The organism is Lysobacter sp. CA196, from assembly GCF_052078695.1.
Classification (GTDB): Bacteria; Pseudomonadota; Gammaproteobacteria; order Xanthomonadales; family Xanthomonadaceae; genus Lysobacter.
Genome location: NZ_JBQJIN010000008.1, coordinates 157,325 through 178,697, shown reverse-complemented (window position 1 = coordinate 178,697; position 21,373 = coordinate 157,325). Strand labels below are relative to the sequence as shown.

Here is a 21,373-nt window from a genome sequence, read left to right as displayed (position 1 = left end):
CGTGTCCGACAACCTCATCCCCAAGATCCGCGCAGCGCTCGACACGCTGCGCCCGGCCGAGCGCAAGGTCGGCGAGACGGTGCTGGCCGACCTGGATTTCGCGATCCACGCCAGCATCGGCGTGCTGGCGATACGCGCCGGCGTGTCCGAACCCAGCGTGACCCGTTTCTGCCGCGCGATCGGCTGCGAAGGCCTGCGCCAGTTCAAGGTGCAGCTCGCCCACAGCCTCGCCGTCGGCGTGCCGTATCAAACCGTCACCATCGACAAGGACGACGACGCCGCGACCTTGGTGCACAAGGTCTGCGACAGCATTTCCGCGGCCTTGCACGACGTGCGCGAGCGCACCGACCCGGCCGCGCTCGACGCCGCCGCGGCCCTGATCGCCGGCGCGCGCCGAGTGTGTTGCATCGGCGTGGGCTCGGGCTCGGGCGTGGTCGCGCAGGATGCCTTCCTGCGCTTGCTGCGCCTGGACATCGCCGCCTCCGCGCACAGCGACGGCCATCTGCAGCGGTTGGCCTCGGGCATGCTCGACGCCAACGACGTGCTGTTCGCGATCTCCCTGTCGGGCCGCAGCCCCGAGGTCAACGACAGCGTGCGCATCGCCAAGCAACGCGGCGCGCGGGTGATCGCCCTGACCCAGGCCGGCACGCCGCTGGGCTGGGACGCCGACGTGCCGCTGCTGTTGCCGCCGTCGAGCGCGGCCACCCCGTACTCGCCCGGCGTGTCGCGTCTGATGCAGTTGGCGGTGATCGACATGCTGGCGATCGCGGTCGCGCTGCGCCAGGAGCCGGGCGTGCTGGAGAAAGCGCGCCGGGCCAAGGCCGAACTCGAACGCACCCAGGCGCCGGGCCGCGCATGAGCGCGACGTCCGCCACGGCGGCGACCGGCTACGACCTGGTCATCGCCGATGCCTGGGTGCTCGACGGCAGCGGCGGCCCCGGCTATCGCGCCGACGTCGCCGTCGACGGCCAACGCATCGCCGCGATCGCCGCACCGGGCAGCCTGCACGGCCGCGTACGCGAGGATGCGCGCGGGCTCGCACTGGCGCCGGGTTTCATCGACGTGCATACCCACGACGACCGCGCCGTGCTCGACGACCCCGGCGTGTTCAACAAGCTCAGCCAGGGCGTGACCACGGTGATCACCGGCAATTGCGGGATCAGCCTGGCGCCGTGGCGCGCCGACCGCGAACCGCCGGCGCCGCTGTCGCTGATCGGCCGCCAGGCCGACTTCCGTTTCGAACGTTTCGGCGATTATCTCGATGCGGTCGACGCGGCGCGGCCGGCGGTCAACGTCGCGGCGATGGTCGGCCACTCGACTCTGCGCATCGCCGAGGTCGCCGACCTCGACCGCGGCGCCGACCCGGCCGAGATCGAGCGCATGCGCGCGCGTCTGCGCGAGGCGATGCAAGCCGGCGCGATCGGCTTCTCCAGCGGCCTGTTCTACAAGCCGAGCCAGGCTGCGCCGAACAGCGAAGTGATCGAACTGGTGCGCGAAAGCGGCGCGCACGGCGGCGTCTATACCTCGCATGTCCGCAACGAATACGACGGCGTGCTCGAAGCGATCGACGAGGCCATCGACGCCGGCGAAGCCGCGCACACCCCGGTGGTGCTGTCGCATCACAAATGCGCCGGGCCGGCCAATTGGGGCCGCACCGTCGAGACCCTGGCGCGTATCGACGAACGCCGGCGCCGGCATTGGGTCGGCCTCGACGCCTACCCCTACACCGCCGGTTCGACCGTGCTCGATCCCGACTACGTCGACGACGCGATCCGGATCCTGGTGAGCTGGTCGCAGCCGCATCCCGAACACGCCGGCCGCGACCTCGGCGACATCGCCGCCGAGTGGCAGGTCGGACAGAAAGAAGCCGCGCGCCGCCTGCACCCGGCCGGCGCGGTGTATTTCCAGATGCGCGAGGACGACGTGCGCCGCGTGCTGAGCCACGACCGCACCATGATCGGTTCCGACGGCCTGCCGCACGACGCGCATCCGCATCCGCGCCTGTGGGGCGCGTTCCCGCGCGTGCTCGGCCATTACTGCCGCGACCAAGGCCTGTTCCACTTGCCCGAAGCGATCCGGCGCATGACCGCGTTGTCGGCCGATACCTTCGGTCTGAAACGGCGCGGACGCATCGCCCCCGGGCTCGCCGCCGACCTGGTCCTGTTCGATCCCGACACCATCGCCGATCGCGCCACCTTCGCCGAACCCAAACAGCCGGCCGCGGGCATCCGCGCGGTCTGGGTCGGCGGCGCCTGCGCCCTGCGCGATGCCCACGCCACCGGCGAACGACGCGGCCGCGCGCTGCGCCGCGAGGAGGAACGCCATGCTCGATGAACCGCTCCATCGCAACACACCCAACAACGGCAACGCGATCGCCCTGATCGGCGTCGACTGGGGCTCGACCCATCTGCGCGTCCACGCTTTCGATGCGCTCGGCGGCATCGTCGCCACGCGCCAGAGCGCGCGCGGCATGGCCTCGCTGCATTCGCCCGAAGCCTTCGCCGCCGCGCTCGACGACCTGCTCAGCGTCGACCTCGACGACGGCGATGCGCCGATCCTGCTCGCCGGCATGGTCGGCGCGCGCAACGGCTGGCAGGAAGCGCCCTATGCGCCGCTGCCCGCCCATGCCGATGCCCTGGCCGCCGCGTTGCAACCGCTGACATTCAAGGGGCGTCGCGCCGCGATCGTGCCCGGAGTCAGCGGCGCCAGCGACGGCTTCGACGACGTCATGCGCGGCGAAGAGACCCAGGCGCTCGGCGTGCCGCCCGGTACCCGGCGCGTCGCCGCACCGGGCACGCACAGCAAATGGCTGACCCTGGACGGCGGCGGCGTGGTCGGGTTTTCGACCTATCCGACCGGCGAGATCTACGCCCTGTTGCTCAATCACAGCCTGCTCGGCCGCGGCCTGCCGGCCGAGGCCTGGTCGGAGCGCGGCTTCATCAAAGGCCTCGACACCGCGCGCGAACGCCCCGACTGGCTGCATCAGTTGTTCGGCGTGCGCGCGCGCAACGTGCGCGATGCGGCGCCGGTCGAAGAATTGCCGGCGTTCCTGTCCGGCCTGCTGATCGGCTACGAATGCCTGGCCGCCAACAACGAACCCGGCGACGCCAGCGAAGTCGCGGTGATCGGCGGCGCCAAGCTCGCCGCCACCTATGCCCTGGCGCTGCGCCGCTACGGCGTCCCCCACTACATCATCGAAGGCGACACCGCGTTTTGCCGCGGCTTGTGGCGCATCGCAAAGGCAGCCCGATTCGTATGACCCTCGCCACGTCCACCGCCATGCTCTTGCCCACCACCTTGCCCGCCTGGCTCGCGCAATCGCCGTTCGTCGCTATTTTGCGCGGCATCACCCCCGACGAGGCCCTGCCGGTCGGCGAGGCGCTGTGGGACGCGGGTTGGCGCATCATCGAGGTGCCGCTGAATTCGCCCGACGCCTTCGAGAGCATCGCCCGCCTGCAACGGCGTTTCGGCGATGCGATCCTGCTCGGCGCCGGCACCGTCCGCCGCGCCGACGAGGTCGACACCCTGGCCCGCCTCGGCGCGCGCCTGATGGTGTGCCCGCACACCGACCCGGCCCTGATCGGTTACGCCAAGGCCTGCGGTCTGTTCGCCCTGCCCGGCGCGGCGACGCCGAGCGAATGCCTGGCCGCGCTCGACGCCGGCGCCGACGGGCTCAAGCTGTTTCCGGCCGATGCGCTCGGCCCGGCGATGCTGAGCGCTCTGCGCGCCGTGCTGCCCACGGGCACCGCAGTGTTGCCGGTCGGCGGCATCCACACCGATCTGCTCGCGGTCTGGCGCAAGGCCGGCGCCCTCGGCTTCGGCATCGGCGGCACCTTGTACCGGCCCGGCACCAGCGTGGCGCAGCTCGCCGCGACCGCGCAGGCGTTCAACGAAGCCTGGCTCGAATCGGTACCGCCGGTCCGCGCGGCGGCGCGCGACGCACAGCCGTAACCCGCTTCGGAGCGCTCGCGATCGATCCGCCGTCGCAGGCGGCTCAGCCTGTCGGCCACCGTCGTGCGCTCGGCTCGCTGCTTAGGTTCCATGCCCGGACGGCAATGTGGCGCCGGTGGCCGTCCGTCTCGACGCCACCGCTTTCATCCACCTCGTGAAAACCGACTCAACCGGACGCGGACCGCGCCGCCAACGACTCGATCAAGGTCGCCGCCTCGTCGAGCAAACCCTGCATGGCCGACTTCGCACGCTTGGCGTCGCCCGCCGCAATGGCTTCGTACACGCGCGCATGGTCCTTCACGCTCGCCAAGTCCACGCCTTTGGAGCGGTTGGTGACCACGATCGAGATCCGCAACGCGGTATCGATCAGATCCCGCAAGCGCGAATAAAACCGATTGCCGCTGGCTTCCAGCACCGCCACATGAAAGGCGATGTCGGATTCGAGCGCATCGTCGAGGCCCGACTCGGCCGCCCGCATGCGCGCGATCGCTTCGCCGATCCGGGCGATGGCCTTCGCATCGCCGCGCTGCGCGGCCATCATCGCGGCCATCGGTTCGACCGCGAGCCTGACCTGGGTGAACTCGAGCAACAACTCCACCGAAGGCTTGCGCTCCAACAACCAGCGCAGGACGTCCGGATCGAGCAGATTCCAGTTCTCCTCCGGCTCGACCATGGTGCCGCGCTTGGGGCGCGCGCTGAGCAAGCCCTTGGCGGTGAGCATCTTGACCGCCTCGCGCACGATGCTGCGGCTCGCGCGCAGTTGCACGCACAACTCGGCTTCGATCGGGAAGGCCTGCTCCGGACCGTAGTGGCCGGTGACGATCGCCTCGCCGAGGGCTTCGACGATTCTCCGGGTCAAACTTGCGGAACGCGGCATTCGATTCATACGGTGAGCTCCGATAATGGCCGTCGCGGCGGTCGCATGCGCACCATGACGATGGCGAAGCTTACCTAGTCCGAGCAGGCCGCAGTTTCGCATGCCCGCACACCCGCGGCACTCCCGCCGGCGCGGAACGGCTGCGCCCACAGCGGGCACGGACGCCACGGCCTGCGCCGGACAGGACGCGGATGCAGACGGAGCGCGCTGGCAAGCCCTTCGCGGGCGGCGGCCGCTTCGGGCGCGATCAGGAATACCGGCCGCCGCCAGCGGCGCAGGCCCGCCTCGGGGGCGTCCGCCGCCGGCGCCGTCGGCCACCACCTACCACCAGGTCGCGTAAAGCGCCACGAGTATCGCAACCACCGCCAACGCCGCCACGTTGAAGCCGGCACTGGTGCGGAAGCCGACCGTCTCGACCTCGATGCGGTTCGATGCGTCACGCGACCCGACGAGCCACGACACCAGCATCGCCAGCGGCGCCGTCAGCAGGAACACCCATCCCATGCGATCGAGGAACGGCAGCGCTGGCCAGAGCATCTTGAACAGATACGAACACGCCACCGAGCTTATCGCCGCGGCGATCGCGCCGGCCTCGTTCGCGCGCTTCCAGAACAGACCCAGCAGGAAGATCACCGTGATCCCCGGAGTGAAGAAACCGGTGAACTCCTGGATGAACTGGAACGCCTGGTCCGACTTGCCGAGCAACGGCCGGGCGGTGATCGCGGCGACGATCACCGCGACCGTCGCCACGATGCGGCCGACCCGGACCAGCCGGCGCTGGTGTGCCGATTCGTCCGCGCCGCCCGCGCCCGGCCAATGCTTGTCGAACAAGTCGAGGGTGAAGATCGTCGCGATCGAATTGATCTTCGACGCCATGCTGGACACCACCGCAGCGATCAACGCGGCGAACACCAATCCGAGCACGCCGGGCGGCAGCAGTTGCATCATCGTCGGATAGGCTTCGTCGGGCTTGGACAGGTCCGGCGCCAGCACGACCGCGGCGATGCCGGGCAGGACGATGATGACCGGCATCAACAGTTTCAGGAACGCGGCGAATATCACGCCCTTCTGCGCCTGGTCCAGGTCCCTCGCGGCGAGCGCGCGCTGGATGATGTACTGGTTGAAGCCCCAATAGCTCAGGTTGGCCAGCCACATCCCGCCTATCAGTACCGACAACCCCGGCAAGTCCTGGTAGTAGGGACTGTCCGGCGCCAGGATCATGTGGAAATGCTCCGGCGCGCGCTCGACCAGTATCCGGAAGCCGCCGCCGATCCCGGCATCGCCGCCGATCTTGCCGAGGGTGAGCCCGGAGACCAACAGACCTCCCGCCACCAGCAGGGCGACTTGCACGATGTCCGTCAGCGCCACCGCCTTGAGTCCGCCATACAACTGGTACAGCAGGGCGAACCCGGCCAGCAGGTACAGCGCCAAACCCTGATCGATGCCGGCGATCTTGCTGACCGCGATCGATCCCAGCCAGGCGATGGAGGTCAGATTCACGAACACGTACAGCGCGAGCCAGAACACCGCCATCAGGTTGCGGATGGACGGCCCGTAGCGTTGCTCCAGGAACTGCGGCATCGTGGCGATGCGGTTGTGCAGGAATATCGGCAGGATCCACTTGCCGACGATCAGCAGCGTCGCCGCCGCCATCCATTCGTACGACGCGATCGCCAGGCCCAGCGCATAGCCGGAGCCGGACATGCCGATGATCTGTTCGGCCGAAATGTTCGCTGCGATCAACGAGGCGCCGATCGCCCACCACGGCAGCGACCGCGAGGCGAGGAAGTAGTCGCTGCTGCTCTTGCGCTGTCCGGGCTTTTCGCGTGCGACCCAATGCGCCAAGCCGAAGATGGCGACCGCGTAGACGCCGATGATGACCAGATCGATCGTCGACAGCCTCATGCGTCCACCGCCCTTGCGTGTTGCTCGTCCGCGGCGACCGCCGCGAAGAATGCGTCGGCGCGCCGGCCGACCTCCGCCGCCGTCATGCCGGGCCGATACAGGCCGCTTCCGAGACCATAACCGTCCACGCCGGCGCGACGCCAATGCCTGGCGTTGCGCTCATCCACCCCTCCGACCGCGCATATCCGCACTTCCTGCGGGAGCACGGCGCGCAATGCGCGCAAATGATCCGGGCCATAGGTCGAGGCGGGGAACAGCTTGAGCATATCGGCCCCGGCTGCGATCGCCTCGAAGGCTTCGCTGACGCTTCCGATACCCGGCATCGGCATCAGCCCCAACTCCAGCGCCCGCCGTATGACCGCGGCATTGGTGTTCGGCGCGACCAGCAGGCGCCCTCCGGTCGCATGCAGCCGCTCGACCTGGCCCAAATCGAGGACGGTGCCGGCGCCGCACAGGCAATCGCCTCCGAACGCCCGCTGCAGCAATTCGATGCTGACGAAGGGCTCGGGCGAGTTGAGCGGCACCTCGATCGCACGGACGCCGCGTGTGACCAGTGCCTCGGCGATCGCAAGCACTTCCCTGGGGGCGATGCCTCGCAGGATCGCTACGACGAACGGCATTGCTTGGCGTTTGGACGACATCGTGATCCTTGCTCCGGCCTATCTGGTCGAACCGGCACCGCATCCGCGATGCCGCACTCTGCTCCTGCGAGCGATTCGCACCGCCGCGGCGCTCTGCCACGCGGCGCATCCCGAGCAACGAACGCCGGAAAGCATGCGTCGCCTGCCCATTCGAACGGGCCCAGAGCCATTGCATCGCCTGGGCGGTCGCGATGGCTTAAAGTACTTATATATGATAAAACTACAACCTGTCCATCATCTCGCCCTGTTGCCTATGAGCACCATCGTCCGGATCGAAACCTTCCGCGTGCCGCCGCGTTGGCTGTTCGTACGCGTCGAGACGAGCGATGGCGCGGTGGGCTGGGGGGAAGCGAGTCTGGAAGGCCATGCCGAAGCCGTCGAAGGCGCATACGAAGCGCTGCGCGATCGCTTCATCGGCGCGGATGCGAACCGCATCGAAGACATATGGCAGGTCGCCTACCGACTGGGGTTCTATCGCGGCGGCCCGGTGCTGATGTCGGCCCTGGCCGGCCTGGACCACGCGCTGTGGGACTTGCTGGGCCGACGCCTGGGGGTTCCGGTCTGGCAACTCCTCGGAGGCAAGGTGCGCGATCGCATCGCCGTGTATGCCTGGGTCGGCGGCGACCGCCCGGCCGAAGTCGAGCAGGCCAGCCGCGTCCGCCAGCAACAGGGCTTCACCGCGGTCAAGATGAATGCCACCGAGGACCTGGATTGGCTGGCCCGCCCGCGCGACCTGGACCCCGTGCTCGAACGCGTCGCGGCGGTGCGCGCGCTCGGGCTGGACGTCGGCCTCGACTTCCATGGCCGGGTGCACAAGCCGATGGCACGCACGCTGATCAGCGCATTGGAGCCGCTCAGCCCGCTCTTCATCGAAGAGCCGGTCCTGTCGGAGCATCCCGAAGTGCTGACCCAACTCGCGCAGTTCACCAAGTTGCCGATCGCGATAGGCGAACGGCTCTACAGCCGCTGGGATTTCAAGCCGTTCCTGCAGGCGGCGTCGGTCGACATCCTGCAACCCGACCTGAGCCACGCCGGCGGGATCTCCGAATGCCGCCGCATCGCGGCCATGGCCGAAGCCTACGACGTCGCCATCGCCCCGCACTGCCCGCTCGGTCCGCTGGCGCTCGCCGCCTGCTTCCAACTGGCCACCGCGACGCCGAACTTCGTGATCCAGGAGATGTCGCTCGGCATCCATTACAACAGCGCGGACTACGACCTGCTGACCTACCTGAGCAACCCGCAGGTATTCGACATCCACGAAGGCTACGTCGAGGTGCTGTCCGGCCCGGGCCTGGGCATCGAGATCGACGAGACCCGGGTGCGCGAAGCCGCGCGCATTCCGCATACTTGGCGCAACCCGGTCTGGCGCGGCGTCGATGGGAGCATTCGGGAATGGTGAAGTTCGCGCAGCGTTTCGAGAATCGCAACGTGCTGATCACCGGCGGGCTGGGCGGCATCGGCCTGGCCTGCGCTAAACGCTTCGCCGCCGAAGGCGCCCACCTCGCCCTGGTCGACTTCCGCCCGGATCGCGATGCCGAAGCGCTCGCCGCCTGCCGCGCCGCCGGCGCGTCGCAGGTCGTCGCGCTGTGCTGCGACGTGTCCGACGAAGGCCAGGTCCAGGCCGCCTGCGCGAGCGTGCGCGACTCTCTCGGGGCGCTCGACATCGTGGTCAACACGGCGGGGCTGATGCTGTTCAAGCCGCTCGAGGCCTTCACCGGCGAGGAATGGCAGCGACTGCTCGGCGTCAACCTGCTCGGGCCGGTGTACTTCACCCGCGAATGGCTGCGGCATGCCGCACCGGGCGGCGCGATGGTCAACATCGCCAGCGTCCACGCGTCGATGACGACGCCGCTGGTGGCGCCGTATGCGGCGGCCAAGGCCGCCTTGCTGTCGCTGACCCGCAGTGCGGCGATCGAAGGCCGCGCCAAGGGCCTGCGTGCGAACGCGGTACTTCCCGGGGCGATCGACACGCCGATGCTGTGGGCCAACCCCAATCTGGAATCGGGCGCCGAGGTGCTCTCGGCCCAGGACATCGGCACTCCGGACGATGTTGCCGCCGCGGTGTTGTTCCTGGCGTCCGATGAAGCCCGCTTCGTCAACGGAACCGGCCTGGAAGTCAGCGGCGGCCGGCTGGCGAGGCTGTAACCGCAGCCGGCGCACGTCGGCTGGCCGGCGCCGCTAGCGCTTCATGCGGCTGAGGTTGGTCCGCGAGTCGTCGACGATACCGAGCATCGCATCGCGGGCCTTGCCGGCCTGCTGCAAGCGAATCGCTTCGAGCACCGCGAAATGCCGCGGCAGCGAATACTTGAAATCGACCACCCGGCTCGCCGACAACGAGAAATAGGTCGCCAGCGCGGTCTCGATGACCGAGAACAACGACACCATCAATTCGTTGTTGGTCGCTTCCAGCACGCTTTGATGAAACTCCAGGTCGGCCTTGGTCCAGGCGTCCAGGTCCTCGGCCGCCTCCATGGCCGCATACGCGCCCTTGATCCGGGCCAGCTGCTTCCTGTCGCGGCGCTTGGCCGCGGCCGCGGCCGCGGCCGGCTCGATGATTTCGCGCATCTCGGCGAGCTTGTGCACGAAGTCGTGAGTCGGCATCGACTCGCAACGCCAGGCGAGCACATCGGCATCGAGCTGGTTCCAGTAGCGCGTCTCGCGCACGCGCGTGCCGGTCTTCTGCTTCGTCTCGATCAAACCCTTGGAAGTGAGCACCTTCAGCGACTCGCGCAATGCGGTGCGGCTGATCGTCATCTGCTCGGCGAGCGTTTCCTCGCGCGGCAGCAATTCACCGGGCTTCAATTCGCCGCCGACGATGCGCCTGCCCAGCTCCTGGACCACGTGGCTGTGCAAATTGCGGATCGAAACGGGCTTCATCAGAACGGGCTTCATGAAAACAGGCTTCAACGTCCAATGTCCCTGGAATGCGGCCGCACACGACCGACGTCGCGCGCATGAATATCGCTCGATAACGCTAACACACCAGGTCGCGGGCTTCGCATGGTCCGTGCCGGCCTCGCCGCATCGCGCCGCGAGATCGTCGCGCACGCATCGCAACAGGCGGACGAGCGCACTCGCCGGTCCGCGGCCATCGCAACGCGCAACGCGCGTCATGCGTCGTCAGCGAACGAGACCACCGACACGAGGACCCGCCGATGGTGCCGTGCAGCATCCACCGCCTCCGGCACGCGATGAGCAAAAAGCACATTTCACCGGGGATATACGGGCAAAAAGGTCGATGGACGGCACTTGACTCAGAAAAAATATGTACTTATATATGACAAATAGTACCGGTCCTGAGGGGGACGCAATGAAGTTGCAGCAGCGAAACACGCAATACCGCGCGCAGATCAAGCGGACCCGGCTCGCCTGGGGACTGGCGGCGGTGCTGGCCGCCGCGAGCGGCGCGCACGCGCAGTCGATCACCGGCGGCCTGTACGGGTATGCACCCACGCAAGGTCAAGTGAGCGTACTCGTCGAGAACCCCGAGACGGGCTTTCGCAGAGAACTCAAAGTCGACGCGAACGGCCGCTACACCGCCTCCGGCCTGAACCCCGGCGGTTACACGGTAAAAATCAGCCGCGATGGGCAACTCGTCTCCGAAAGCCGGATCAGCGTGCGCCCGAACAGCGATACCGCCGTGGCCGCAGCGAGCGCCCAGAACGCCGCGACCGAACTCGACACCGTCGTCGTGACCGGCACCTCGATGGCCACCGAGGTCGCGCCGATCGACGTGTCGACCCCGGAACTGACCAATCACTACAGCCGCGAACTCATCAACGGCCTGCCCTTGCCTCCGTCGGCGACGCCCGAGCGCATCGCATTGCTGCGCTCGAACGCTCGCCACGATTCGAATACCACCGGCCTGGTGCAGCTCGGCGGCGCTTCGCCCGCCGAGAACCGCTATTACCTCAACGAGTTCGACACCACCAACGACCGCACCTCGCTCGGTTCCAATCGCCTGCCGCGCGAGGCCATCCAGGACACCGAAGTGCTCGCCGGCAGTTTCGGCGCCTCCTGGACCAACGCCACCGGCGGCATCATGGCGCAGACCGTGCGCCAGGGCAGCAACAGCTTCCGGGCGGGCTATTCGCTGTACCTGACGCCGCCGACATCGCATCTGCTGAACCCGCGCGAGAAGGACATCTACGGCGGCGACGACTCCTATTACAAGTACGTCTCCAACAATCACCGGGACTCGAGCGCAACCCAATACGCCTGGGGCTCGGGCGCGCTGATCCGCGACAAGCTGTTCGCGTTCGTCCTGCTCGGCGACACCGCGCCGTGGAAGAGCTACCGCTACACCATCAATCGCGCCACGACCACGACCAGCCGCAACAAGAACGCCTTGGTCAACCTGACCTGGAACATCAACGACAACCAGACCTTCAACCTGACCGGCTCGCGCGACTGGAGCGAATCGGATACCGACACGTACTTGCTGAAGGGCAACTACACCACCAACAAGGGCGCGTTCTCGCAGAGCTCGCACTCACCGGCACGCCAACGCCTGCTGATCGGCAACTACCACTGGAACATCACCGACGACCTGCAACTGCGGCTGATGGGCGGCTACCTCGGGCAGATCAACGATCGCGCCCATGGCGCCGAAGACATTCCGTATGTCGACGAGTACAACAGCGCATCGCAGAAGACGGTCAACATCGGCGCGAACGAGCGGACCGTCAACTTCCGGCCGGACGACTACTGGCGCCGCGGTTTCAAGGGCGACCTGACCTGGAATGCCGACGACCACAAGATCGTGTTCGGCCTGGAGCACTACGTGCACTTCCTCGGCCAGGATTGGCATACGTCGCTGGCCGGCTGGTACACCTATTACGACCGGCCGAACACCGTCCAGTTGCAGAACGGGGAGAAGGTCAACGGCAAGTACGTGCAGCATTTCCTCAATCGCGAATTCGGCCGCATGTTCTCGGTCAACCAGGCCGCCTACATCGAGGACTATTGGCAGCTGACCGACAAGGTGATGCTGTACGGCGGCCTGCGCTACGACAAATACGTCAACAAGGATGCCCTGGAACGGCGCCTGTTTTCGTTCCCGATGTATTCGCCGCGGCTCGGCCTGTCCTGGGACGTCAATGGCGACTCCAGCCTCAAGGTCGGCGCGAACCTAGGCAGGTACTCGCTGTCGATGCCGTCGAACTTCAGCTTCGGCGTGGCGCAGGCGCACTCGACGACCACCCGATGGTATCGGTACACCGGCATCGACCCGGTCACCAAGGCCCCGACCGGCCTCACCCAGATCGGCTCGGCCTATGTACCTCCGGGACGCGACGGCAATCCGCCGCAGACGCATGAAGTGTCCGCGACCAACCTCAAAGCGCCCTACCGCGATGAGTTCCAGGCATACGTGCAAAAGGAACTGCCGGGCAACTGGATCGGGCAAGTCGATTTCGGCTATTCGACGCTGAAGCGCGTCATCAACCAGACTTGCTACAACAAGGGCATCGTGGACTGGGCGAATGCCCACGGCTATCCGGACTACGAAGCGGACGACATCGCCTGTTTCGAGGTGAACCCGGGCGAAGACGTCACCGTGCTGCGCGACTTCGCCGGCGACGGCAAGCTGCAGTCGCTGCGGGTGCCGGCGTCGGCCTTCGGTCTTCCCAAGCCCAAGAACAAGTACATCCACCTGACCTTCGACCTCAATCACCACCGCAGCGCGGACGAACCCTACTACCTCGGCCTGAGCTACACCTGGGCGCGCTCGTTCGGCAACGACAACGGCTTTCTCGACCTGGAAGGGCATAACGCGGGCTACATCGGACAGACCGGCCGCTACGACTTCCCCGAGATCACCCTGGGCGCCAACGGCAACCTGATCAACGACGTGCGCCACAAGCTCACCGCATCGGGCGTCTACTACTTCGACAACGGCCTGCGCATCGGCGGCATCCTCAACGTGCAGTCCGGACAACCGGTCACCTGCTTCGGCCTGAAGCCCGATGTCGACAGCCTGTCCTACAACTGGGGCGACTGGGGGCATTACTGCGACACCAAGACCGACCCGGTCGGCATCACCCCTGCAGGCAGCATGGGCAGGCTGCCCTGGTTCTGGCAGTTGGACTTGAACGTCGGCTACGACTTGAGCATCGGCGAACACCACAAGCTCAGCCTCGACCTCGGCATCCAGAACCTCACCAACCGGCGCGGCATCACCGATCGATACAACACCTTCAGCGCCGACGTCAACGCGGACAATTCGATCGTGCCCGACATCAATTTCCTGATTCCGAGCCAATACCAGGCGCCGCGGACGACCTCGCTCGTGCTGCGCTACGAGTTCAAGTAATACCCGGCCTGGCGCTTCTTGCGCCCATCCCATTCTTCGAACACCGAATCATGAGGACACCCGCATGGCTAACTTATCCGTGTATACCGCCTCGGCCCTGGCCGGTCTGTGGCTTGCGTCGGCGTCCCTGCCGGCGGCGGCGACCACTCCGGCAGGCAGCTGGACCCTGGCCAATCCATCGACCCAGGTGAAGGACTACTTCATTCGGGTCGACGTGGATCCGGGCGAGAAATACCCGGGGGACGACGAGTCCCACTCGAACGTTTATCTCGCACAGTACATAAAGTTCAACAACGCGAACGGCGGCTATTGGGGACTCCAGCGTTCGGGCGGAGAAAAACGCGCACTCGTATCGATCTGGGACGGCACTGGCGCCACGGGCGATCGCCTCACCACCGTCGAGTGCAACGAGTTCGGCCCCTGTTCCAGCATCAAGGGACAGTACACCTGGAAGGTCGGACACCAATACAGGATGCGCGCCGAAGCGAGCCCACGCCTCGGCGGCGACTGGTGGCAGATGACCTTGTACGACCTGACGCTCGGAACGGTTGATGTGCTGGGGCATATCAGCGTGCCTTCCAATTGGGGAGGGCTGCACAACAAGAGCGGGATGTTCCATGAGTACTACGCGGCCAATCCCTATCAGTGTTATTCCCTTCGCCACTCCAGATTCACCATCGCGCCGGTGCGCGGCAACTGGGGCCAGGACAAAGCCCTCGCGGCTTTCGACGGCACCGCGTACGGCAGCGCTCATCCCTGCGATTCGTCGTGGCTGCTGCCAGGGATGACGCACGCCGGCTACGGCTCGATCTCCTGGGCCGAGAGCGACGGCACGGTCAATACGCTAGGCAATCAGTACCGCGGGCTGTACGAGTGGGGCCAGTACGACAAGCAGGCCACCGCCGGCATGTACTTCGCCGCCGACCTTTCCGTCGATTACCCCTACATGTACCGGGCCAAACACAACGGCGCCTATGGCCCGTTCCCGGCGCAGGGTCAGTCGAACGCGGACTGGCAGTCGATCGGCCGGGGCTATCCCGTCATCAACGATCTCTACTTTCGCAACCAACCGCTGAGGAATTGGTCCGAACGAAACGAGGCCTACGTGGCCATCGGCGATTATTTCTACTACGACAATCCCAACACCGGCGACCTTGAATACTTCAGCATGGTCAAGAAGGGCGCGCAGTACTTCCCCACCAACAAGACCAGCAACGAGTTCTGGACCTACAAGGGCCGCCACTACCGCAAGACCGACACCGTCCCGGAGATGGCCGTTCACCAGTGGGGCGAGAACAATCGCTACGGCCGCGTGGGCTGGATGTACCAGTCGGGCGACAAGTACTTCCGCCTCAAGACCGCCAGCCAATACTGGTACTTCCCCACCACGGCAACCGACAACGATCAGTGGCAGTTCATCGGATACCACCGCTGAGTTCGTGCGACCTATCCATTCGATGGCCCACCTGCGGCGAACGCAAGGGTGGGCCGTCGCGACAGAGAAAAGTCTCTCCATGCGCAAGAGCCGATTCACCCAATCGCAGATCATGGCGATCCTGAAAGAGACCGACAGCGGCATAGCGATCAAGGATCTGGCTCGCAAGTACGGCGTCAGCGTGCCGACGTACTATTACTGGCGATCGAAGTTCAGCGGCATGGAAGCCGCACCGACTACGATTCGGGAGCTGCAGGCCGAGCACCGCGAGCTCAGACGCCTGTACGGGGAGCAGGCCTCGGAGATTCGGGCGCTCAAGGCCGCCATCGCAAAACTGCCGGTCGCCTTCGCACATTCGTAACGGACGTCCATCGCAACGCTCATCTTTCGCCGCCATCGCAGGCCGCTTCCTGCCCATGCGGCGACCGAACCACGGAATCCGATCATGATCCAACGCGCACGTCGCCACCGCATCGCCACCGCCCTGCTCGGCCTGGGTCTGGCCTTCGCCTCGCTGGGCAGTTTTGCCGCGCCGCGTTTCGCCATCGAAGGCGACCGCTTCCTGCTCGACGGCAAGCCGCATCTGATCCGCTCCGGCGAGATGCATTACCCGCGCATTCCGCGCGAGTTCTGGCGCGAACGCCTGCGACAGGCGCGTGCGATGGGCCTCAACACGGTCACCACGTACGTGTTCTGGAACCTGCACGAACCCGAACCGGGCCGCTTCGATTTCAGCGGCAATCTCGACCTCGCCGCCTTCATCCGCACCGCCAAGGAAGAAGGCCTGGACGTGATCGTGCGTCCCGGCCCCTACATCTGCACCGAGCTGGAGTTCGGCGGTTTTCCGGCCTGGCTGCTGCGCACGCCGGGCCTGCGCGTACGCAGCATGGACCCGCGCTTCCTGACGGCGGTCGAACGCTACCTGCGCCGTACTCATGAGGAGCTGGCGCCGCTGCTGAGCACGCACGGCGGGCCGATCCTGATGATGCAGGTCGAGAACGAGTACGGCTCCTACGGCCGCGACCGCGACTACATGGAAACGATCAAGCGGCAGATGATCGCAGCCGGTTTCGACCTGCCCTTGTTCACCTCCGACGGTGCCGGCCCGCATTACTTCGAAGGCGGTCCTCTGCCGGGCGTCACCGCGGTGATCAACTTCGACGGCGACGTCGCCGACGCCCAGGCCTCGTTCGAGCACCTCAAGACCTTCCGCCCGCACGGGCCGCGCATGGTCGGCGAGTACTGGGCCGGCTGGTTCGACCATTGGGGCGAACAGCACCACACCACGCCGCCCGAGCGCGCGGCGAGTACGGTCGGATGGTTTCTCGACCAGGGCATTTCGTTCAATCTGTATATGTTCCACGGCGGCACCAGCTTCGGCTGGATGGCGGGCGCCAACTACAGCCGCGACATGCCGTATCAACCCGACACGACCAGCTACGACTACGATGCGCCGGTCGACGAAGCCGGCCGGATCACGCCGAAGTATCGCGCCTTGCGCGAGGTCATCGGGCGTCATCTCGAAGCCGGCGAAAGTCTGCTCCCGATTCCGGAACCGGCCACGCCGACCATCGCGATCGCACCGTTCCAACTGCGCGAATCGGCGGGCCTGCTCGACGCGTTGCCGACGCTGAGCCGCCCGGTGCGCGCACAACTGCCGCGGACCATGGAAGCGCTCGACCAGAACTACGGCTTCGTGCTCTATCGCAACACCGTGCCGCAGGGCGCGAACGGCAAGCTGGTGGTCGACGAAGTGCGCGACTATGCGGTCGCGCTCGCCGACGGCAAGCCGTTCGGCACTCTCGACCGGCGCTTCGGCGAACGCGAGCTGGCCGCCGACTTGAAACCGGGCGAGCGGCTCGACCTGCTCGTCGAGAACATGGGCCGGATCAACTTCGGCACCCGCCTGGACGAAGAGCGCAAGGGCGTCACCCGTTCGGTGACGGTCGGCGGACAAGAACTGTTCGACTGGACGATGTACCCGCTGCCCTTGAACGACCTGAGCGGACTGCGTTACTCCAGCAAGGCCGCGCCGACTGGCCCGGCGTTCTGGCGCGGCGGCTTCGAGCTCGACCGTGTCGGCAGCACCTTCCTCGACACCCGCGGCTGGGGCAAGGGCCATGTCTGGATCAACGGCCATCACCTCGGCCGCTATTGGAAGATCGGCCCGCAGCAGACCTTGTTCGTGCCGGCGCCGTGGCTGCGCAAAGGCCGCAACGAAGTGGTCGTGCTCGACGTCGAGGGCGGCGGCGCGCGCAGCCTGCGGGGCCTGACCGATCCGGTCTACGAGACCGCACCGGATGGGTTGAAGCCGCGGGCGAAATAGGCGCTCGTCCGGCGCTCGCGAACGGAGGTTCAGAAGCGGGTAGGTGCGCCCGTAAGTTTCCCGCAGCAGTGAAAACCCCTGGCGACCGCATCGAGGCCGCCAGCGCACCCGGCTTGCCTGTCGCCCGGCTCGCCGCATCGAAAATACCGGCCGAGTTCCGGCTGGCGAGGAGCGCATCGCAACGGATCTGCACGAACGCCGTTCATCCGGATGGCGTACCCACACACTCGGAGACCGTCATGAAGATAGTGCGATCGATCCAACGTTGGGGGAGCCTGCTGCTGTTGTCGCTACTCTCGCTAAGCGCTTCGGCCGGCGATACGCCCGGCACCTACACCAACTACGCCTTCGATCCCGCGATCAGCGGGCTCGACTCGGTGGATTTCGGCATCACCGTCGAAACCGATCCCGGCTATCGCGCCAACGTCTACTGGAGCAATCAATTCGCTTTCGTCGGAACGCCCTCCGGCGGTTACACCGGCATGCAAAGCAATGGCGGCAAGTCGCGCATGTTCCTGTTCTCGGTATGGGACGCGACCGAGGCCAAGGCCGGCAGTGCGGGCAGCTATTGCCTGAATTTCGACGGCGAAGGCGTGGGCAAGAGCTGCCGCATGGCGCATGAGTGGACGGCCGGCCATACCTACCGTTTCCGCGTCGCCCACGAAGGCAACCGCTGGTTCGGCGTAACCGTGACCGACCTGACCGGCGGCGGCTCGTTCAAGCTCGGCAGCATCCGCAGCGCATCGGCGCAACTCTCTCCGAAGGGCATGGTCAACTGGACCGAATACTTCGAGTGGAGCTCGCCTAAGTCGAACTGCTACAACCAACCGTACTCCGACGCTGAATTCCTGCTCCCGATCGGCAATGGCGGCACGACGGTCGCCAGCGTTTCGGGCACCAAGGTCAGCGTGCCCTGCGCAAGCCGCGTCGACAAGACGGCGGTCGGCAGCGTCCAGGTCAACGCCATCGGCAATTCGCTGCGCGGCACGGTGGTCAGCGGCAACAACCTGTGCATCGACGCGAAGGGCGGCGCGACGACGAGCAACGTGCCCGCACTCGGTTACGGCTGCCATACCGGCGAGAACCAGGCCTGGGTGCACGGCGTAGACCGCAGTCTGCGCCTGCAGGCCGACCTGTGCCTGGATGTCGAACAACACCGCACCACCCCCGGCTCGCCGGTCATCGTCTACAGCTGCAACGGCGGCCGCAACCAGCAGTGGAACCAGGTCGGCAACCAGCTCCGCAGCGACTTGTCGGGGTTATGTCTGACCTCGTCGACCGCCGGCGCGCAGCTGACCATCCAGGCCTGCGGCACGCAGGCAAGCCAGAACTGGACGGTGCGCAGACCCGCCCCCTGAGTCTTTCGCGACCCGCAATGCATTGACGCTCTCAACGCCCTAGACCAGAACTCTGAGGCATCTCTCTATGCGGGTTGCGAGTCCCTTCTGCGCCGAGCCGGTCTATGAGACCGCGCCGGATATCTTGAAGGCGCTGGGGAAGTAGTCGCTCGCTGGGCTGGAGACATTCGGCGAGCTAACGGCAAATCCCCCCTGCCCCCCTTTTTCAAAGGGGGGAGGCCTGCCTGAGACGTGGCGACGCGGCGACGCGGCGACTTGGCCATGATCGATGCATGCCAACGGCAGCAACAAACGCAGCCCGCCCCCCGAACGATCCTCCCCCACTGTTGCTCCCCCCTTTGAAAAAGGGGGGTTAGGGGGGATTTGCTCCTGCTTGTCCCGCCATCACTCGCGCGTCTCCCAGCACCTCATCGCTGTCCGACAAGGCCAACAGCGCTTCTGCCATCGCCGCGATCTCTTCGCGCATGGTCAACCGTTCTAGCCACTGCGGCGGGATCGCGTCGATGCCATAGAAGGCACCCGCCAACTGCCCGCAGATCGCCGCGGTGGTGTCGGCGTCGTCGCCCAGGTTGGCCGCGCGCAGCACCGCGGTTTCGTAGTCGTCGCTGTGCTGGAAACACCACAGCGCGGCTTCCAGCGATTCGACGCTGTAGCCGGAACCGACGATCGCGTCCTCGCGGTTGCCGGCGTAGTCGCGGGCGTGGATCGCCGCGACCTTGGGACTCGCCAGCGGCGGCATCGCAGGGGTCAGCACCGCTTGCTTGCCGGCGCCCATGAGCGCGGCACGCAACTGCATCGCGAACAAACGCGAGCAGTCCTGGGCTTCGGCTGCACCATGGGTGGTGCGGGTGGATTCGGCCGCATGGTGCAGGGTCGCCTGGGCGTGCCGGCGCCACAGCATCGGCACCGGCGCGAGCCGCATCAGTGCGCCGTTGCCGGCCGCGCGCGGACCGGTGTCGCCAGCGAAAGGATCGCCACCGGCGAGATAACGGGTCAGCGCCGCACTCACGGTCATGCCGATATCGAAGCATTCGCCGTTGCTGCTCATATAGCCGACTTCGCGCCAGTTGCAGTAGCGGTTCATCTGGTCGCGCGCGTCGAAACCGCGGCGATGAAGGAGGCTCGCCGCCAGGCACAAGGCCATCGAGGTGTCGTCGGTCCACTGCCCGGCGCACAGGCCGAACGGCCCACCGCCGACCATGTCGGTCAAGGGCGCGAAGCTGCCGCGCGCGCTGAATTCGACGGTGGTGCCGACCGCATCGCCGCAAGCCAGCCCCAACAAACAGCCCAGGTAACGTTCGCGCAGGCCGATCGCAGGCGCTGTCGCGCTCATGCGGCCTCCGGATCGAGGTCTTCATAGTTGCCCGGCTCGAAGCGCGGCGTGCAGATCGCCAGGAACAGCAGATCGCCGTCGCCGAGGTTGGCGATGCGTTGCGGCACGCCGGGCGGTATCACCACCACATCGCCGGGCCGACCAGCACCGGCGCCAGGTCGCCGACCTCGACACGGCCGCGGCCGTCGAGCACGACATAGCGCTCGCTGGTGTCGCGCAGGCGGTGCAGACGGGTGACGACGCCGGGCTCGACGCGGGCGCGCGCGATCGAAGCCTGCGGGTCGTCGCTGGAATTCCACCACTCGATGATGTGGCAGCGTTCTTCGAAGTCATACTCGGCGGTGTCGGCGTTGGAAACGATTCGGGCATGAGGCATCGCGCTGGCTTGGTCGGCGGTTTGCCGCCAGCTTAGCCTGCGCGGGCAGTGGGCTTAAGCGCCGACGCCGTGCGGTTGGACCACGCCGGTGGCGATGCCGACCACGACCAGGCCGATCAGCACGATCGAGAAGGCGATGCGGCGGGTCAGCGCGTTGACCGTGCGCTTGCTGGTGCCTTTGTCGACCAGCATGTAGTACAAGCCGGCACCGAGGTTGTAGAGGATCACCCCGAGAAAGGCGGCGACGAACAGGATCTTCATGATTCGACCTTGCCCGCGAGCGGGCGGATGCTGTCTCGGTGGGAGCCCGCCGATGCGGCGGCCTCGGCGGCCTCGGCGTCCCCGGCGGCATCGGTCGCGGCGCGAGCGCGCAGCCAGCGCCAGCGCACGACGATGGCCAGGGTCATGACCAGCAGGAACAAGCCGTAAGCGACCGAGCTGGCCAGCACCTGTTTCCAGATCGCGCCGGCGTTGGGGTCGGCGTTGTGCATGCTCCAGTGCATGCCCCAGCCGGCCAGCAGGGTCGCCAGGATCAGGCTGGCGCTGTCGAACGCGGTGCGGGCGCCGCCGCGCGGCTGGCGCGGGTAAGCCCAGAACAGCCAGGCCAGGATCGAAAACCAGGGCACGAACAGGATCAGGGCCAGGTTGAGTTCGACTTGCGGGTTCATGGCGGCGGGTGTCCGGAGGGGGCTCTTGCTACGGAAGCCATTCTGCCGGGACCGGATCAGAAGACGTAGAATCAGATTTCGGATAAAAAACCATGTCAGTTGCATCGCGACCTGAAACCGTCGAATGCTTCCAGACGGGACGAGGGAGCCAGTCGCGGAAGGGCTGCGGTGCGCAGCGGCCTGAAACCGT

General features: G+C 66.6%; 20 protein-coding genes. 11 read left to right on the top strand and 9 right to left on the bottom strand.

Going from position 1 to position 21,373, the window contains the following annotated elements:
* Position 1: 1 nt before the first annotated feature.
* From ACTOWK_RS10215 to ACTOWK_RS10200, 4 genes are read left to right on the top strand one after another with little or no spacing between them, the layout of a single operon-like run.
* On the top strand, positions 2-859 hold the full coding sequence (locus ACTOWK_RS10215; RefSeq protein WP_441330064.1) for a MurR/RpiR family transcriptional regulator: 858 nt from the start codon (positions 2-4) through the stop codon (positions 857-859).
* On the top strand, positions 856-2,334 hold the full coding sequence (locus ACTOWK_RS10210) for an N-acyl-D-amino-acid deacylase family protein (protein ID WP_441330063.1): 1,479 nt from the start codon (positions 856-858) through the stop codon (positions 2,332-2,334). Before ACTOWK_RS10215 ends, ACTOWK_RS10210 begins: the two co-directional genes overlap by 4 nt.
* Positions 2,324-3,259 (top strand): 2-dehydro-3-deoxygalactonokinase, encoded by a 936-nt coding sequence (locus ACTOWK_RS10205; RefSeq protein WP_441330062.1) that lies wholly within the window; start codon positions 2,324-2,326, stop codon positions 3,257-3,259. Before ACTOWK_RS10210 ends, ACTOWK_RS10205 begins: the two co-directional genes overlap by 11 nt.
* Positions 3,260-3,279: 20 nt before the next feature.
* Positions 3,280-3,951, top strand: a complete 672-nt coding sequence (locus ACTOWK_RS10200; protein ID WP_441330061.1) for a 2-dehydro-3-deoxy-6-phosphogalactonate aldolase — start codon at positions 3,280-3,282, stop codon at positions 3,949-3,951.
* 166 nt (positions 3,952-4,117) lie between these two features.
* Here the strand turns inward: ACTOWK_RS10200 and ACTOWK_RS10195 are convergent, their stop codons facing one another.
* From ACTOWK_RS10195 to ACTOWK_RS10185, 3 genes are all read right to left on the bottom strand, one after another.
* Positions 4,118-4,837, bottom strand: coding sequence for a FadR/GntR family transcriptional regulator (locus tag ACTOWK_RS10195; RefSeq protein ID WP_441330060.1), 720 nt, complete (start codon positions 4,835-4,837; stop codon positions 4,118-4,120).
* A 312-nt stretch (positions 4,838-5,149) separates the two neighbouring features.
* Positions 5,150-6,733 carry a sodium:solute symporter family transporter gene (locus ACTOWK_RS10190; RefSeq protein WP_441330059.1) on the bottom strand — a complete coding sequence of 528 codons (1,584 nt, stop codon included), beginning with the start codon at positions 6,731-6,733 and terminating at the stop codon, positions 5,150-5,152.
* Positions 6,730-7,374 carry a 2-dehydro-3-deoxy-6-phosphogalactonate aldolase gene (locus tag ACTOWK_RS10185; protein ID WP_441330058.1) on the bottom strand — a complete coding sequence of 215 codons (645 nt, stop codon included), beginning with the start codon at positions 7,372-7,374 and terminating at the stop codon, positions 6,730-6,732. Before ACTOWK_RS10185 ends, ACTOWK_RS10190 begins: the two co-directional genes overlap by 4 nt.
* Positions 7,375-7,627: 253 nt before the next feature.
* Between ACTOWK_RS10185 and dgoD the strand changes: the two genes are divergently transcribed.
* Positions 7,628-8,773 carry a galactonate dehydratase gene (gene dgoD, locus ACTOWK_RS10180; protein WP_441330057.1) on the top strand — a complete coding sequence of 382 codons (1,146 nt, stop codon included), beginning with the start codon at positions 7,628-7,630 and terminating at the stop codon, positions 8,771-8,773.
* The gene (locus tag ACTOWK_RS10175) at positions 8,767-9,519 is read left to right on the top strand and encodes an SDR family NAD(P)-dependent oxidoreductase (protein ID WP_441330056.1); all 753 of its coding nucleotides are present in this window, start codon (positions 8,767-8,769) and stop codon (positions 9,517-9,519) included. The genes dgoD and ACTOWK_RS10175 overlap by 7 nt, the downstream gene beginning before the upstream one ends.
* A gap of 33 nt (positions 9,520-9,552) precedes the next feature.
* Here ACTOWK_RS10175 and ACTOWK_RS10170 read toward each other — a convergent pair whose 3' ends face one another.
* Positions 9,553-10,266, bottom strand: a complete 714-nt coding sequence (locus ACTOWK_RS10170; RefSeq protein WP_441330055.1) for a FadR/GntR family transcriptional regulator — start codon at positions 10,264-10,266, stop codon at positions 9,553-9,555.
* A 418-nt stretch (positions 10,267-10,684) separates the two neighbouring features.
* On the opposite strand from ACTOWK_RS10170, the gene ACTOWK_RS10165 reads away from it, so the two are divergent.
* The 5 genes from ACTOWK_RS10165 (at position 10,685) to ACTOWK_RS10145 (ending at position 18,806) form a co-directional block, all read left to right on the top strand.
* Positions 10,685-13,687: a TonB-dependent receptor gene (locus ACTOWK_RS10165; RefSeq protein WP_441330054.1), complete on the top strand. Its 3,003-nt coding sequence runs from the start codon at positions 10,685-10,687 to the stop codon at positions 13,685-13,687.
* Between the two features lie 64 nt (positions 13,688-13,751).
* The gene (locus ACTOWK_RS10160; protein ID WP_441330053.1) at positions 13,752-15,122 is read left to right on the top strand and encodes a hypothetical protein; all 1,371 of its coding nucleotides are present in this window, start codon (positions 13,752-13,754) and stop codon (positions 15,120-15,122) included.
* 79 nt (positions 15,123-15,201) lie between these two features.
* Positions 15,202-15,483 carry a transposase gene (locus ACTOWK_RS10155; RefSeq protein WP_441330052.1) on the top strand — a complete coding sequence of 94 codons (282 nt, stop codon included), beginning with the start codon at positions 15,202-15,204 and terminating at the stop codon, positions 15,481-15,483.
* A gap of 84 nt (positions 15,484-15,567) precedes the next feature.
* Entirely contained in the window at positions 15,568-17,448 is a 1,881-nt protein-coding gene (locus ACTOWK_RS10150) for a glycoside hydrolase family 35 protein (RefSeq protein WP_441330051.1), read from the top strand.
* Positions 17,449-17,687: 239 nt separating this feature from the next.
* The gene (locus ACTOWK_RS10145; protein WP_441330050.1) at positions 17,688-18,806 is read left to right on the top strand and encodes a ricin-type beta-trefoil lectin domain protein; all 1,119 of its coding nucleotides are present in this window, start codon (positions 17,688-17,690) and stop codon (positions 18,804-18,806) included.
* Positions 18,807-19,158: 352 nt separating this feature from the next.
* On the opposite strand, the gene ACTOWK_RS10140 is transcribed toward ACTOWK_RS10145, so the two are convergent.
* Genes ACTOWK_RS10140 through ACTOWK_RS10120 form a run of 5 tightly spaced genes read right to left on the bottom strand, consistent with a single transcriptional unit; the run spans position 19,159 to position 21,183 of the window.
* Positions 19,159-20,139: an ADP-ribosylglycohydrolase family protein gene (locus tag ACTOWK_RS10140; protein WP_441330049.1), complete on the bottom strand. Its 981-nt coding sequence runs from the start codon at positions 20,137-20,139 to the stop codon at positions 19,159-19,161.
* Complete coding sequence (locus ACTOWK_RS10135) at positions 20,136-20,264, bottom strand: hypothetical protein (protein WP_441330048.1); 129 nt, start codon at positions 20,262-20,264, stop codon at positions 20,136-20,138. Before ACTOWK_RS10135 ends, ACTOWK_RS10140 begins: the two co-directional genes overlap by 4 nt.
* The gene (locus tag ACTOWK_RS10130; protein ID WP_441330047.1) at positions 20,258-20,515 is read right to left on the bottom strand and encodes a hypothetical protein; all 258 of its coding nucleotides are present in this window, start codon (positions 20,513-20,515) and stop codon (positions 20,258-20,260) included. The genes ACTOWK_RS10135 and ACTOWK_RS10130 overlap by 7 nt, the downstream gene beginning before the upstream one ends.
* A 54-nt stretch (positions 20,516-20,569) precedes the next feature.
* Positions 20,570-20,776 (bottom strand): twin transmembrane helix small protein, encoded by a 207-nt coding sequence (locus ACTOWK_RS10125; protein ID WP_441330046.1) that lies wholly within the window; start codon positions 20,774-20,776, stop codon positions 20,570-20,572.
* Complete coding sequence (locus ACTOWK_RS10120) at positions 20,773-21,183, bottom strand: hypothetical protein (protein ID WP_441330045.1); 411 nt, start codon at positions 21,181-21,183, stop codon at positions 20,773-20,775. Before ACTOWK_RS10120 ends, ACTOWK_RS10125 begins: the two co-directional genes overlap by 4 nt.
* Positions 21,184-21,373 lie beyond the last annotated feature (190 nt).